The following is a 14,539-nucleotide window of genomic DNA, read 5'->3' on the forward strand; positions in this document are numbered from 1 at the left end:
CCGCCATCGCGCGGGCCTTTTGCTTTTCAGCTGCCGCCGGGGCTGCGGAAGGGAGACCGTTCGGCGAGTTCGTCGAGGTAGAAGCCGATGCCCTCGGTCTCGCGTGCCAGATAGCGATCGACCGCATCGCGAAAGCGCGGGTCCGCTATCCAGTGGGCGGAGCGGGTGAGTACCGGCAGCAGACCGCGCGACAGCTTGTGTTCGCCCTGTGCCCCACCTTCGAAACGGTCGAGACCGTGCTCGATGCAATAGGCGATCGCCTGGTAGTAGCAGAGTTCGAAGTGCAGAAAGGGAAAGGACGCGGTGCTGCCCCAGTAGCGGCCGTAGAGCGCCTTGTCGTCGCACAGGAAGAACGCGCCGGCAAGTGCCGCGCCATCGCGTTCGGCGAGCAGCAGGCGGACGCGCGTTGGCAGCCGGCGGGCGAGTTCGGTGAAGAAGTCCTCGTTGAGGTAGGGCGTGGAGCGGTGCAGGGCGTAGGTCGTGGCGTAACAGCGGTGGAAGAAGCGCCAGTCGGCCGCCGTTGCGCTGTGGCCGTCCAGCCAGCGCAGCGTCAGGCCGTGCTCGGCTGCGCGTCGGCGTTCCTGCCGGATCTTCTTGCGTTTTTCGTGGTTGAGGCCGGCAAGGAAGTCCTCGAAACCGGTGTAGCCGGCGTTCTGCCAGTGGAACTGGACGCCCTGGCGCAGCAGCAGGCCGGCGTCGGTCATCCATTGTCCTTCGTCCTCGTCGGGGAAGAGGATGTGCAGCGAAGAGAGACCGCTGTCGGCGGCCAGTGTGAGGAGCTTGTCGAGCAGTCCACGACGGTCGTCCGCGGTGCGCCCGAGCAGCCGTTGGCCGGGAATCGGCGTGAATGGCAGCGCGCAAAGCCACTTCGGGTAGTAGTCGAGCCCATGACGCTGATAGGCGTCGGCCCAGGCCCAGTCGAACACGTACTCGCCATAGGAATGCTGCTTGATGTACAGCGGCATCGCTGCGACCAGCTCGCCGCTCCGCCACAGCGTCGCATGGCGGGGCGTCCAGCCGGTCCGTCCGCCGACACAGCCGGTCTGTTCCAGGGTGTCGAGATAGGCATGGGACAGACAGACCTGAGATCCGGCGAGGCGGTCCCAGGCCGCGGCTGGAATTTCGGCCAGCCTGGAGACAAGGTGGAATCCGTCGGTGGGCATCATCGGGGCATCGGGAACTTGTGGAAAGGTGGTATTGCCACATTATTGTGCAATGCGAAGAAGTGCTTTGTCTGCGGCGGTTTGGGATTGTCCTCCACGGCTTATCCACAGGCTTGCCCACGCCGGCTGTGAATGACGCGCAGCATCTGCGCCTCCACCGCTCCGGTACGAAGGGATATAGTTGCGTCCCATGAATACCTCGCTTTCCATCGCTGTTGCCCAGCTCAATTTCACGGTGGGCGACCTCGTCGCCAACGCCGACCGCATCGTCGAGGCGATAGGCAGCGCGCGTGCCGCTGGCGCCGATCTCGTCCTGACCCCGGAACTCGCCTTGTCCGGCTATCCGCCGGAAGACCTGTTGCTGCGTCCCGATTTCTACCGCGCCTGCGCGCGCGAAGTGCGCCGCATCGCCCTCGCCACCGAAGGGCTGTGCGTGGTGCTGGGCCATCCGGCAGAGCGTGGCGGCGCCTACTACAACACGGCTTCGGTGATCCGCAATGGCGAGATCATCGCCACCTACCACAAGCATCTCCTGCCGAACTACGAAGTGTTCGACGAGGAGCGCTATTTCGAAGCGGGCAGTGCGCCCTGCGTGTTCGACTTCAAGGGTTTGCGCATCGGCGTGAATATCTGCGCCGACGTGTGGGAGCCGGGGCCGGCCGAGGTGGCGCGTGCCGCCGGCGCGGAGGTCTTGCTGTCGCTCAACGCCTCGCCCTTTCACATCAACAAGCAACAGTTGCGCTACACCGTGTTGCGCGAACGGGTGACCGAGACGCGCTTGCCCATCCTTTACTGCAACATGGTGGGTGGCCAGGACGAACTGGTGTTCGATGGCGCCTCGTTCGCACTTGATCGCGATGGCTCCGTGGCCTACCAGGCGCCGGCTTTCGAGGAGGGCGTGGACCTGATCCGCCTCGAACACGGCAGCTGGGTGTCCGACCGTCGGGTCGCGCTCAAGTCGGCCGAGGCGGACGTCTATGCGGCGCTGACCACCGGTGTGCGCGATTACCTTGCAAAGAACCGGTTTCCCGGTGCCATCATCGGTCTGTCCGGCGGCATCGACTCGGCGCTGACGCTCGCCGTGGCGGTCGATGCGCTCGGTGCCGACAGGGTGCGTGCGGTGATGATGCCGTCGCCCTATACCGCGCAGATGAGCCTGGACGATTCGCGCGAGATGGTGAAACGGCTCGGCGTGCGCTACGACGAGATCGCCATCGAGCCGGCGATGAAGGTGTTTGCCGAGCTGCTCGAGCCGCAATTCGCCGGGCTGCCGGCCGATACCACCGAAGAGAACCTGCAGAGCCGCATCCGCGGCATGATCCTGATGGCCTTGTCGAACAAGACCGGTGCCATCGTCCTCACTACCGGCAACAAAAGCGAGATGGCGACCGGCTACGCCACCCTGTATGGCGACATGGCCGGCGGCTTCGCGGTGCTGAAGGATCTCTACAAGACTTTCGTCTACAAACTGAGCAACTGGCGCAACAGCGTGAGCCCGGTGATTCCGCAGAACATCATCGACCGCCCGCCCTCGGCCGAGTTGAAACCCGACCAGAAGGACCAGGACAGTCTGCCGCCCTACGAGGTGCTCGATGCCATCATCGAGGCCTACATGGAGCGCGACGAGTCGCCGCGCGAGATCATCGCCCGCGGCCTGCCCGAGGCCGACGTCCGCCGCACGGTGGCGATGCTGAAGCGCAACGAATACAAGCGGCGCCAGTCGCCGGTCGGCATCCGCGTTACCCAGCGCGGGTTCGGCAGGGACTGGCGTTATCCGATAACATCGCGCTATCAGGATGAATTCTGAATGACGGCGCAAGGCGTCTGTCGCCCGTCGTCGCATCCCCGAACCGGAGAACTCACATGAAGAAGATCGAAGCCATCATCAAGCCGTTCAAACTCGACGAAGTGCGTGAAGCGCTGTCGGAAGTCGGCATCGCCGGCCTTACCGTGACCGAGGTCAAGGGTTTCGGCCGTCAGAAGGGCCATACCGAACTCTATCGTGGCGCGGAGTATGTCGTCGACTTCCTGCCCAAGATCAAGGTCGAGGTGGTGGTGGCCGACGACATGGTCGAGCAGACCGTGGATGCCATCATCAAGGCCGCGCAGACTGGCAAGATCGGCGACGGCAAGATCTTCGTCACCCCGGTGGAGCAGGTGATCCGTATCCGTACCGGCGAGACTAACGAAGCCGCGATCTGAGCGGTTTTTCCCGGCGCACGGCGTGTTCGCGCCGTGTCAGCGGCGGGCGGCGTTCGGCGCCCGCATCAAGACCAGCAGCGCGCCGGAGCCGCCATCGTGCGGCCCCGCCTGGCAGAAGGCGAGAATTTCTTCGCGCTGCGCCAGCCAACCACGCGACAGCTGCTTCAGGATGGATACCTTGCCTGGTGAGCCCAGGCCCTTCCCGTGGATTACGCGGATGCAGCGACGCCCTTGCTGCAGACTGGCGGCAAGAAAATGGGCCAGTGCCTCGCGTGCCTCTTCGCGCGTATAGCCGTGCAGGTCGATTTCGCCTTGCAGCGTCCAACGACCGCGACGCAAATCGCTCAACACCCGACGCGGCAGGCCAGGGCGCAGGAATGCAGCTTCGTCGCCCATGTCGAGGCGATCCTCGAACGTGAGCGGCGCCAGCAGCGATTCGTCGAGCGCCGAGCGCTCGTCGGCCTCGCGCTTGAGCGGGGCCGGCGCAGGCTGCGGGCGGGCGAGTTCGACACGGTTGCGCAGATCGATCGGCCGGGTGTCCTGCATCACGCTACGGAAGAGTTCGGCGGGGGCGACGTGTTCGGCCTCAGGCGGGAGGACGACCCGCAAGGCACGCTCGGCAAGGTCCGGAGACGGATCCTGGATGCCGTCGGCGACATCCAGTGCGCGGTAGACGTTGCGCGCAGGCGCAGGGGCCAGCGCGACGCGGTTGGTGTTGCGCAAGGGGGTGACGTCGGCGTAGGCCTCGGACAACGGATCACGCGGTCGGCGCGATGCCGCTGGGGCGATATCCTCCGGTTCCGATGGTCGTGGGCGCGGGACCGGGGCAGGGCGTGGGCGTTCGATTTCCTTGCGGCCATCGTCGCGCAGCGGTGCGACATCGCGCAGGGCTTTACGGAATGCGGCGGTGTCGTCCTCTGCCGCGGGGGTGGCGCGCTTGTCCGCGTTGGCTGCTGCCGTTGGTCTTGTGGTCTGTCGGTCGGCCTGTCGCCGGCGCAGTTCGGCGAGGGCCTCGAATGGATGTGCGCGCCTGTCCCCGCCGCCTGGCTTGCTGTCGTTCCGGTCCGGATCGGCCTTGCGGCGGGGCATGGTGAGGCTTACTTGCCGATGGCGTCGAGGTAGCGCTCGGCATCGAGTGCCGCCATGCAGCCGGTCCCGGCCGAGGTCACCGCCTGGCGGTAGATGTGATCCTGAACGTCGCCCGCAGCGAACACGCCGGTAATGCTGGTCTGGGTGGCGTTGCCGTTGCGGCCGCCCTGGGTGATCAGGTAACCGGTGTCGTCCATTTCCAGCTGGCCCTTGAAGATGTCCGTGTTCGGCTTGTGGCCGATGGCGATGAACACCCCCTGCAGCGCGACGTCCCGGGTAGAGCCGCTGTCGAGCTGCTTGAGGCGCATGCCGGTGACCCCGGTGTTGTCGCCGAGCACTTCATCCAGCGTCGAATTGAGCGCGAGTTCGATCTTGCCGGCCGCGACCTTTTCCATGAGCTTGTCGATCAGGATCTTCTCTGCACGGAACTTCTCGCGGCGATGCACCAGTGTCACCTTCTTGGCGATGTTGGCAAGGTAGAGCGCCTCCTCCACCGCGGTGTTGCCGCCGCCGATCACTGCGACTTCCTGGTTGCGGTAGAAGAAGCCGTCGCAGGTGGCGCAGGCCGATACGCCGCGACCGGCGAACTTCTCTTCCGAGGGCAGGCCGATGTACTTGGCGGTGGCGCCGGTGGCGATGATCAGTGCGTCGCAGGTGTACTCGCCGGCGTCGCCGATCAGGCGGAAGGGCTTCTCGCCCAGCTTGACGGTATGGATGTGGTCGAACAGCATCTCGGTGTTGAAGCGTTCGGCATGCTTCTGGAAGCGCTCCATCAGTTCCGGGCCCTGGACGCCGTCGGCATCGGCAGGCCAGTTGTCGACGTCGGTGGTGGTCATCAGCTGCCCGCCCTGGGCCAGACCGGTGATCAGCACCGGGTTGAGGTTGGCGCGTGCCGCATACACGGCGGCGGTGTAGCCGGCAGGGCCGGAGCCGAGGATGAGGAGGCGGGCGTGTTTCGTCGTCATGGCAGGGCTTCCCGAGATTGGAGGTGAAACGTCTTTGGCGCGGATTATAGCCGAGCGACTTTGCGGCGCCGGGCAATCGGGCCGATAGTCGGGACCAATGAACCGCCGTCGGGCTCGGCGCGAGCCGTATTGCCCGGCAGGACGGCGGTTAGACGCACGGAGATATTCGTTTATACTTTCGTGCCGTTTGACCGCGACAAGGCCGTCGCATTTGTTCAACCCGCAGCCTGCTCAGGATTCACACGGAGACCTCATGAGTCAGCCGACCGCTGTTTCGACGATCGCGCTCAAGACTTTCCCGCTGTTCCAGGGGTTGACCGACGAGGTGCTGGCGGCGGTTGCGCGGGTCGCGATGATGCGCCGGATTCCGCGTGGTCAGGCCGTGGTTCGCGCCGGCGATCGTACCGACTATGTCTATTTCGTGCTTACCGGCAATCTCAAGGTGGTGGTCAGCGACGAGGATGGCCGCGAGGTCATCCTGTCCATCCTTGGCCAGGGCGAACTCTTTGGCGAAATGGGCATGTTCGGAGAGCAGCCGCGTTCGGCTTCGGTGATCGCGGTGGTGCCGGCCGACCTGGTGATGATCGCGAAGCACGATTTCCGCCAGATCATGCAGGAAAACTTCGAGATCGCCTGGCGCATCATGAGCAATCTCGCCGAGCGCCTGCGCAACGCCGACCGCAAGATCGAAAGCCTGGCGCTGATGGATGTATACGGGCGGGTCGCGCGTCTGCTCATCGACATGGCCGAGGACGTGAACGGCAAGACGGTGGTGGTGCGCAAGATCTCCAAGCAGGACATCGCCAAGATGATCGGCGCCTCGCGCGAGATGGTCAGCCGCGTGATGAAGGATCTCGGCCAGGAAGGCCTGATCGAGGAGACCGCGCAGGGCATCATCCTGCGCGACCGGCTCAACGACATCTGAAAGCCCGCCGCCTTCGGCCGGCCATCCTTTTCGCGACGTCCGTCGCGTCCGAACGTGCGCTGTCCGGCAGCCTCCGCCGGAGGCGCGGCATTTGTATCAAGGGCAAACACCGGCCGACCGCATCGGGCGATCGCATATAATCCCACCTGTTGTTTTTTGCAGTTGTTCTCCTCTGGTCGCCTGCCGATGTTGCCTCGTTCGTCATCCCGTTCTCAACCTCTGCCGGAAAAGCTCTCGCTGTTGCTGCAGGAAGCGCGCTGGCTGATCCTGGGCGTGATGTCGCTGTACGTCGGCCTCATCCTGATCGGTTACAACAAGGCCGACCCCGGCTGGTCGCACGCCGCCCAGGTGGCACGCGTGGCCAACCCCGGCGGCCGTTTCGGCGCCTGGCTGGCAGACCTGCTGCTTTATCTCTTCGGCATTTCCGCGTGGTGGTGGGTGGTGTTCCTTGGCTACAGCCTGATGTGGGGCTTTCGCCGATTGAAGAACCAGCTCACGCTCGACCGCCGGTCCTTCTTCTTCGTGCTGGTCGGATTCTTCGGCGTGCTGATTACCAGCAGCGCACTCGAGTATCTGCGTTTCCATTCTCATGGCGCAGCGGTGCCGCTCACGCCTGGCGGTTTGCTCGGCATGGAGTTCGGGCAACTGATGCAACGCTGGCTCGGTTACACCGGCGGCACGCTGTTGCTGCTGGCGCTGATGGCGTCCGGTCTGTCGCTATTTACCGGCATCTCCTGGCTGGCGGCGGTCGAGCGTGTAGGTTTGGCGATCGAGCAGGCTGTGGCGGGTGCGCAGCAGGCCTACTACCGCTGGCTGGATCGCAAGGCTGGCCGGCAGCTTGCCGAGAAGCGCGAGGCTGTGGTGGAGACCCGCCGGCGCAAGACGGAGCAGGCCGCGCCGGCGCCGCTGCGCATCGAACCCGCCGTTACCGTGGTGCAGAAGTCGGAACGGGTGGAGAAGGAGCGCCAGCAGACGCTTTTTACCGATGCCCCTGAGGGGGGGATTCCGCCGTTGAGCCTGCTCGATCCGGCGTCGGGCGACATCGAGCCGCCGTCGGCCGAGTCGCTGGAATTCACCTCCCGGCTCATCGAAACCAAGCTCGGCGACTTCGGTGTGGAGGTCAAGGTGCTGGCCGCCTATCCGGGGCCGGTCATCACTCGTTACGAGATCGAGCCCGCGACGGGCGTCAAGGGCAGCCAGGTGGTAAACCTCGCCAAGGATCTGGCGCGCGCGCTGTCCCTGGTGTCGGTGCGGGTGGTCGAAACCGTGCCGGGCAAGTCGTGCATGGCGCTCGAGCTGCCAAACCCGAAGCGGCAGACCGTGCGGTTGTCGGAGATCGTCGGCTCCAAGGCATACCATGACATGGGCTCCCCGCTCACCGTCGTGCTCGGCAAGGACATCGGCGGCCAGCCGGTGGTGGCCGATCTTGCCAAGATGCCCCACCTGCTGGTGGCCGGTACCACCGGTTCCGGCAAGTCGGTGGGGATCAACGCCATGATCCTGTCGCTGCTCTACAAGAGCGAGCCTGAGCGGGTGCGGATGATCATGGTCGATCCGAAGATGCTGGAACTCTCGATCTACGAGGGCATTCCGCACCTGCTGGCGCCGGTCGTCACCGACATGAAGCGCGCCGCCAACGCGCTCAACTGGTGCGTGGCCGAAATGGAAAAGCGCTACAAGCTGATGGCGGCCGTGGGCGTGCGCAATCTGGCCGGGTTCAACAAGGCGGTGCTGGAGGCGCGCAAGGCGGAGAAGCCGCTGACCAATCCCTTCGCGATCAATCCCGACAACCCCGAACCGCTGGAAACCCTGCCCTACATCGTGGTCGTCGTCGATGAGCTCGCCGACATGATGATGGTGGTCGGCAAGAAGGTCGAAGAGTTGATCGCCCGTCTGGCGCAGAAGGCGCGGGCGGCCGGCATCCACCTCATCCTCGCCACTCAGCGGCCGTCGGTCGATGTCATTACCGGATTGATCAAGGCCAACGTGCCGACACGGATCGCCTTCCAGGTCTCCAGCAAGATCGACTCGCGCACCATCCTCGACCAGATGGGCGCCGAAGCCCTGCTCGGCATGGGTGACATGCTCTACCTCGCACCGGGTACCGGCTTGCCGGTACGGGTTCATGGCGCCTTCGTGGCGGACGAGGAAGTTCACAAGGTGGTCGATCACCTCAAACGGGTGGGGCCGCCCGATTACGTCGAAGGCATCCTGGCCGCACCGGAAGACGACATGGAGGCAGTAGCCGGAGCTGGCGAGGGTGGAGATGGCGAGGCCGATCCGCTTTATGACCAGGCCGTCGAAGTGGTGCTGAAGACGCGCCGGCCATCGATTTCGCTGGTGCAGCGCCATCTGCGCATTGGCTACAACCGTTCCGCCCGTCTGATCGAGCAGATGGAGCGCGCGGGCCTGGTGTCGCCGATGGGCAGTAATGGCAACCGGGAAGTGATCGTCCCGGCGAAGGAGTCCGAATGATGTGCAGACTGTGGGGCCGGCTTGGCCGGACCGTGGCGGGTGTCGCGCTGCTCGCCGCCAGTGCCGGTAACGCGATGGCTGCCGACGGGATCGCACAGTTGCGCCAGTTCGTCGCCGCTACGCGTAGCGCCGAAGGCGACTTCGAGCAGGTCGTGACCGCCAAGTCAGGTCGCAAGCCGCAGAAGTCGGGGGGGACTTTCGCCTTTGCCCGGCCGGGAAAGTTTCGCTGGCAATACGAACTGCCCTACCAGCAGCTGCTCGTCGGCGACGGTGAGAGGATGTGGTCCTGGGACAAGGATCTCAATCAGGTCACGGTGAAGCGTATCGGCGATGCGCTCGGCGCCACGCCGGCAGCCATCCTGTTCGGTGGCAACGATCTGGAGCAGAACTTCGAACTGGCCGATGGAGGTGTTGCCGACGGGTTGGCCTGGGTCGAGGCGCGGCCGCGCAAGCCGGACAGCGGCTTCGAGAACCTGCGCCTGGGGCTGGCGGATGGCCAGCTGAAGCGCATGGAAATGCGCGACAGCTTTGGCCAGGCCACCGCTATCGTATTTTCGCGCCTGGTGCCGAATCCGGCACTCGACGCCGGACGCTTTCGCTTTACACCGCCGCCCGGTGCCGACGTAATTGGCGAAGAAGCCGGCGACGGTCGTAGCGGCAGGCGTTAGGGCGAACTGACGATGGCGGATCTGTTCGAGGCGGTAGAACCGCCGCGGGTGCCGCTGGCCGAGCGGATGCGGCCGGCCAACCTCGACGAAGTGGCCGGGCAGGTGCATCTGCTCGGGCCGGGCAAGCCGTTGCGGCTCGCCTTTGCGTCGGGAAAGCCGCATTCAATGATCCTGTGGGGGCCGCCGGGCGTCGGCAAGACGACGCTCGCGCGCCTGATGGCCAAGGGTTTCGACGCCGAATTCGTGGCCTTGTCGGCCGTGTTCTCCGGCGTCAAGGAAATCCGCGAAGCCATCGTCCAGGCGCAGGCGGCGAAAGCGCGCGGTCGGCACACCATCCTGTTCGTCGACGAGGTGCACCGCTTCAACAAGGCGCAGCAGGATGCCTTCCTGCCCTATGTCGAGCAGGGGCTGGTCACCTTCATCGGGGCCACGACGGAGAATCCCTCCTTCGAAGTGAATTCGGCCTTGCTGTCGCGCGCGGCAGTCTATGTGCTCGAGCCGCTCGACGCCGCGGCGATGCAGGGCCTGTTCGAGCGCGCCCGTCAGGTTGCCTGCCCGGTGCTGGCCTTCGAGGAAGCCGCTCGCGATCGCATGATCGGCTTTGCCGATGGCGATGCGCGCCGCCTGATGAACCTGATCGAGCAGGTACAGACGGCTGCCGAGACCGCCGGCGTGGCGCCGGTAACGGCGGATTTCGTGGATCAGGCCCTGTCGCGAGATCTGCGTCGCTTCGACAAGGGCGGGGAGGCCTTCTACGATCAGATTTCGGCGTTGCACAAATCGGTCCGCGGTTCCAATCCAGATGCTGCGTTGTACTGGCTGTGCCGCATGCTCGACGGCGGTGCCGACGCGCTTTATCTCGGACGCCGGTTGGTCCGGATGGCAGTGGAGGATATCGGTCTGGCCGATCCCCGCGCGCTGGAAATCTCGCTCAATGCCTGCGAGACGTACGAACGCCTGGGTTCGCCCGAAGGCGAACTGGCGCTGGCGGAAGCAACCGTCTTCCTCGCCTGCGCGGCGAAATCGAATGCCGTGTACAAGGCCTATAATGCGGCCCGCCAGTTCGTCGCCAAGGATGGATCGCGGCCGGTGCCGCTGCATCTGCGCAATGCGCCCACCAAACTGATGAAGGAACTGGGTTACGGCAAGGCCTACCGTTATGCCCATGACGAAGCCGAGGCCTATGCGGCCGGCGAAAGCTACCTTCCGGAGGGCATGACGCCGCCCGGATGGTATCAGCCGACGCCGCGTGGCATGGAGTCAAAGATTGCGGACAAGCTCGCGCACCTACGCGAACTCGATCGCGCCGCGGGTACTCCGGATGCCGATCGGACGGGCGAGGCTGGGTGAGGGCGCGCGAAGGCGGACAACCGATCATGCTCGGCTGTCCGAACGCTGCTCAATGAGGAAGTGGATGATCTTCCATGAACCGGGCGCAAAGCGATTTGGCACGTTCGGCCTTCTCGGTGTCGCCGCGTTCAGTGGCACGCTCGATCAGATCGAGCATGTAGTTGGTCAGCACCAGAACGCCTTCAGGCGTCTGTACCAGGCCACAAGCCACCTGGGCTGCGGCAGCATCGGGAATGCCTTCGTGTTCGGCGATAAGGGCAACTTCGTCCTCGGTGAGATCGCAGTAGTCTAGGCAATCGCGAATAGATAGCATGCTGTCTTCCTCCTTTGTCGTTGCTGTGCGTGCGCTGTCTCAAGCGGCGCTTGGGCACCATTTAAGCTTATCCGACAGGGTGGCAATAGCAAGCGGATTTTCGCCTCGATTTGTTTTCAAGTAATTGATTTTAAATATCATTTCTTGTGCACTGCGACATCGGATCAAGAAACCCTTTGCGTTCAGGGCAGTGCGCGCCGATGCTCGAATCGGTAGCGGCTTTCTCAACTAATTCACTGATCAGAAAACGTTTCAGGATAAGAACATGCTCGACATCCAACTCCTCCGTGGCCAGATCGACCTGGTGGCCGACCGACTTGCGCTGCGTGGGTTGACACTAGACGTTGCGGCGTTCGCCGCGCTCGAGGATGAGCGCAAGCAGTTGCAGACTCGCACCCAGGAGCTCCAGGCCAGGCGCAACGCGCTGTCGAAGCAGATCGGCATGCTGAAAGGCAAGGGTGAAGATGCCTCGACGGTGATGGCCGAGGTGGGGACGCTTGGCGACGAACTCAAGGCCTGCGAACAGGCCTTGCCGGTCGTTCTCGACAAGCTCAACGCCTTCCTGGCGGGGCTGCCCAACCTGCCGCAGGAAAGCGTGCCGGTCGGTGAGGACGAAAGCGGCAACATCGAAGTCCGCCGCTGGGGCACGCCGCGCGCGTTCGATTTCGAGGTCAAGGATCATGTCGATCTCGGTAGCGCGCTCGGGCTCGACTTCGATACCGGTGCCCGCCTGTCGGGGTCGCGCTTCACGTTCATGCGTGGCCAGATCGCTCGCCTGCACCGCGCGCTCGCGCAGTTCATGCTCGACACCCAGACCCTGGAGCACGGTTACACCGAGTGCTACACGCCCTACATCGTCAACCGCGACGTGCTGGTCGGCACCGGCCAGCTGCCGAAGTTCAAGGAAGACATGTTCTGGGTGCTGCGCGGCGGCGACGAGGAGGGGGGCGAGCAGTACCTGATCTCCACTTCCGAGATCCCCCTGACCAACACGGTGCGCGAGCAGATCCTGTCGTCCGACGCGCTGCCGATCAAGCTTACCGCGCACAGCCCCTGCTTCCGTTCCGAGGCGGGCAGCGCCGGTCGCGATACCCGCGGCATGATCCGCCAACACCAGTTCGACAAGGTCGAGATGGTTCAGATCGTCCATCCGGAACAGAGCGATGCCGCGCTTGAAGAGATGGTTGGCCATGCCGAGGCCATCCTGCAGAAGCTGGAGCTGCCTTACCGGGTGATCACGCTGTGCACCGGCGACATGGGATTTTCGGCCGCGAAAACTTACGACCTTGAAGTCTGGCTGCCGGCGCAGAACACCTATCGCGAGATCTCCAGCTGTTCCAACTGCGAGGCCTTCCAGGCGCGGCGGATGCAGGCGCGGTTCAAGAATGCGCAAGGCAAGAACGAACTGGTACACACCCTCAACGGTTCCGGTCTGGCCGTCGGCCGCACCCTGGTGGCGGTGCTGGAGAACTACCAGCAGGCAGATGGTTCCATCGTGGTGCCGACGGCTCTGGTGCCCTACATGGGTGGCGTGGAGGTAATCAAGCCGCTCGGCTGACGCGCAAGCCTGCGTTCGCTCGCTGGGCTCCAATATCAGCCCCGTGCCGGAAATCCGGCACGGGGCTTTGTTTTTTGTGCGTTCCGCCTGTCATTCACCCGCGAATCGCAAACTGTTTGACAGGTAAACGATTAATAAATAAAAAGACGAGGTAGCAAAGAAAACCAATAACGCCCCCCCAACGGCATCATCGACGAGAGAACGGCATGATCGAGAACAAGGCTGCGACAGCGCGGGAACATCCCTTCCCGCGTGGAAAACTGGTCGTGCTCAAGTACGACATGGATTTCAAGATCACCTACGCGAACGAAGCCTGCGCCGAAATGGTGGGTTTTTCCCGCGAGTCGCTGATCGGTAGCAGCATCAAGGAGATCGCCCATCCGGACGTACCGCCGGAGTTGCTTGCCGACGTACGCGGAACGACCAGTACCGGCCGGCCGTGGCTGGGTCTGTCCAAGCTCAAGCACCAGGACGGCGGTGTCGCCTGGTCGGCGGCGCTGACCATTCCCGTGCGGCAGAACGGACGCAATGTCGGCTTCATGAGCCTGCGTAGTGAAGTACCGCGCGAACGGGTGCAGGCGGAAGAGGCGCTGTACGAGGCGATGCGGCGTAAGAAGGCGCGTTACAAGAGCCTCGACATGCCGGTGCGCAAGACCATCTCGAGCGCGGCGATGCTGTGGATGCTGGGCGGGCTGGGTTGCGGCATGGCGCTGATGATGGTGCTGGCCGGGCTGTTCGGAGGTCTCCCGCGAGCTTGGGCTGCGGCCATGAGCCTGACCGGCGCGGCGGGTCTGGCCGCCAGCCTGGTGCTGGTAGGCCGCTTGTGGCGACGCACGATCACCGAGTCGTCGATGATGCTCAAGGCCTTCGAGCGCATTGCCGAGGGCGATCTCACCAGCATGTTGCCGGTTGGCCGCTCTGACGAGATGGGGCGCTTGATGGAGTCGCTGATGTACATGCAGGGGCGGCTGAAGGTGATGCTCGATGAGATCCGTCTTTCCGCCAGCCTGACCGACAAGGAGAACGCGACCCTGCGTGCCGAAGTGCAGGCTTTGCAGGAGTCCGCTCAGGCCCAGCGCGACCACATCCTCTCGGTATCGGCGGCATCCGAACAGAACAGCGCGGCTGTGGCCGAGGTGGCGGGTGGCGCCAAATCGTCGGCGCAGGCCGCCAACGATGCGCTGTCGCTGGTGGCCGAAGGCCGGACCCATCTCAACCAGACGGTGGGGGCGGCACGCCGGACGGTCGAGGCGGTGGAAGGCGCCAACCGGGCGATGCGCGCGCTCGGCGAGTCCATCCAGAGTGTGGCGACCATCTCCGCGGAGATTCGTGAGATCTCCGATCAGACCAACCTGCTGGCCCTCAACGCGGCGATCGAGGCGGCGCGCGCGGGCGAGGTCGGTCGCGGCTTTGCCGTGGTGGCGGACGAGGTGCGCAAGCTGGCCGAACGGACGGCCCACTGCACCGGCAACATCGCCAGCATGGTGGGCGATATCCGCCGGGTGTCCGATAGCGTGGCCGGCGACATGGACAAGGCGGCGGCGCTGGTCGGCGAGGCCAGCGGCAGCGCCGGCGACAGCCTCGACATCATGGGGCGCATCGAACAGGGCAGCGGCAGGGTGGCGGGTCTTGCCGGCCATATCGCCGATGCCTCGGCCGAGCACTCGACCGCGTCCGAGCAGATCGCGCAGGACATGGAGATGATCTCCGGCCTGGTCGAACGCAGCGTGGCCGGGATAAACGCGGTCGATCGCGCGGCCGACGGTGTGCAGTCCAATGTCGGTAACCTGAAACAACTTGTCGGTTTCTTCCGCGTAGTGGCTTGAACGCG

The 14,539-nt window shown here is 64.5% G+C and carries 12 protein-coding genes; 8 read left to right on the forward strand and 4 right to left on the reverse strand.

Annotated elements, in window-relative coordinates; genetic code table 11:
- Nucleotides 1–26: 26 nt before the first annotated feature.
- Nucleotides 27–1,166 carry a GNAT family N-acetyltransferase gene (locus CJ010_RS08555; RefSeq protein WP_141017643.1) on the reverse strand — a complete coding sequence of 380 codons (1,140 nt, stop codon included), beginning with the start codon at nt 1,164–1,166 and terminating at the stop codon, nt 27–29.
- 187 nt (nt 1,167–1,353) lie between these two features.
- Between CJ010_RS08555 and CJ010_RS08560 the strand changes: the two genes are divergently transcribed.
- Complete coding sequence (locus tag CJ010_RS08560) at nt 1,354–2,970, forward strand: NAD+ synthase (protein WP_141017644.1); 1,617 nt, start codon at nt 1,354–1,356, stop codon at nt 2,968–2,970.
- Nucleotides 2,971–3,026: 56 nt separating this feature from the next.
- Nucleotides 3,027–3,365, forward strand: coding sequence for a P-II family nitrogen regulator (locus CJ010_RS08565; RefSeq protein WP_141017645.1), 339 nt, complete (start codon nt 3,027–3,029; stop codon nt 3,363–3,365).
- Nucleotides 3,366–3,401: 36 nt separating this feature from the next.
- On the opposite strand, the gene CJ010_RS08570 is transcribed toward CJ010_RS08565, so the two are convergent.
- Together CJ010_RS08570 and trxB are read right to left on the reverse strand one after the other, a co-directional pair.
- The gene (locus tag CJ010_RS08570) at nt 3,402–4,454 is read right to left on the reverse strand and encodes a Smr/MutS family protein (RefSeq protein ID WP_141017646.1); all 1,053 of its coding nucleotides are present in this window, start codon (nt 4,452–4,454) and stop codon (nt 3,402–3,404) included.
- 8 nt (nt 4,455–4,462) lie between these two features.
- Entirely contained in the window at nt 4,463–5,419 is a 957-nt protein-coding gene (gene trxB, locus CJ010_RS08575) for a thioredoxin-disulfide reductase (RefSeq protein WP_141017647.1), read from the reverse strand.
- A 253-nt stretch (nt 5,420–5,672) separates the two neighbouring features.
- Here trxB and CJ010_RS08580 point away from each other — a divergent pair, with 253 nt between their 5' ends.
- The 4 genes from CJ010_RS08580 (at nt 5,673) to CJ010_RS08595 (ending at nt 10,837) form a co-directional block, all read left to right on the forward strand.
- Complete coding sequence (locus CJ010_RS08580) at nt 5,673–6,344, forward strand: Crp/Fnr family transcriptional regulator (RefSeq protein WP_141017648.1); 672 nt, start codon at nt 5,673–5,675, stop codon at nt 6,342–6,344.
- 186 nt (nt 6,345–6,530) lie between these two features.
- Nucleotides 6,531–8,819 (forward strand): DNA translocase FtsK, encoded by a 2,289-nt coding sequence (locus CJ010_RS08585; RefSeq protein ID WP_141017649.1) that lies wholly within the window; start codon nt 6,531–6,533, stop codon nt 8,817–8,819.
- The gene (gene lolA / locus CJ010_RS08590) at nt 8,816–9,487 is read left to right on the forward strand and encodes an outer membrane lipoprotein chaperone LolA (RefSeq protein ID WP_371415692.1); all 672 of its coding nucleotides are present in this window, start codon (nt 8,816–8,818) and stop codon (nt 9,485–9,487) included. Before CJ010_RS08585 ends, lolA begins: the two co-directional genes overlap by 4 nt.
- A 12-nt stretch (nt 9,488–9,499) precedes the next feature.
- Entirely contained in the window at nt 9,500–10,837 is a 1,338-nt protein-coding gene (locus tag CJ010_RS08595; protein ID WP_141017650.1) for a replication-associated recombination protein A, read from the forward strand.
- A 49-nt stretch (nt 10,838–10,886) separates the two neighbouring features.
- On the opposite strand, the gene CJ010_RS08600 is transcribed toward CJ010_RS08595, so the two are convergent.
- Nucleotides 10,887–11,150, reverse strand: a complete 264-nt coding sequence (locus CJ010_RS08600) for a hypothetical protein (protein ID WP_141017651.1) — start codon at nt 11,148–11,150, stop codon at nt 10,887–10,889.
- 265 nt (nt 11,151–11,415) lie between these two features.
- Here CJ010_RS08600 and serS point away from each other — a divergent pair, with 265 nt between their 5' ends.
- Nucleotides 11,416–12,708: a serine--tRNA ligase gene (serS, locus tag CJ010_RS08605; RefSeq protein ID WP_141017652.1), complete on the forward strand. Its 1,293-nt coding sequence runs from the start codon at nt 11,416–11,418 to the stop codon at nt 12,706–12,708.
- 206 nt (nt 12,709–12,914) lie between these two features.
- Entirely contained in the window at nt 12,915–14,534 is a 1,620-nt protein-coding gene (locus tag CJ010_RS08610; protein WP_141017653.1) for a methyl-accepting chemotaxis protein, read from the forward strand.
- The last annotated feature ends 5 nt before the right edge of the window (nt 14,535–14,539 follow it).

This window comes from Azoarcus sp. DD4 (assembly GCF_006496635.1).
Taxonomy (GTDB): Bacteria; Pseudomonadota; Gammaproteobacteria; order Burkholderiales; family Rhodocyclaceae; genus Azoarcus.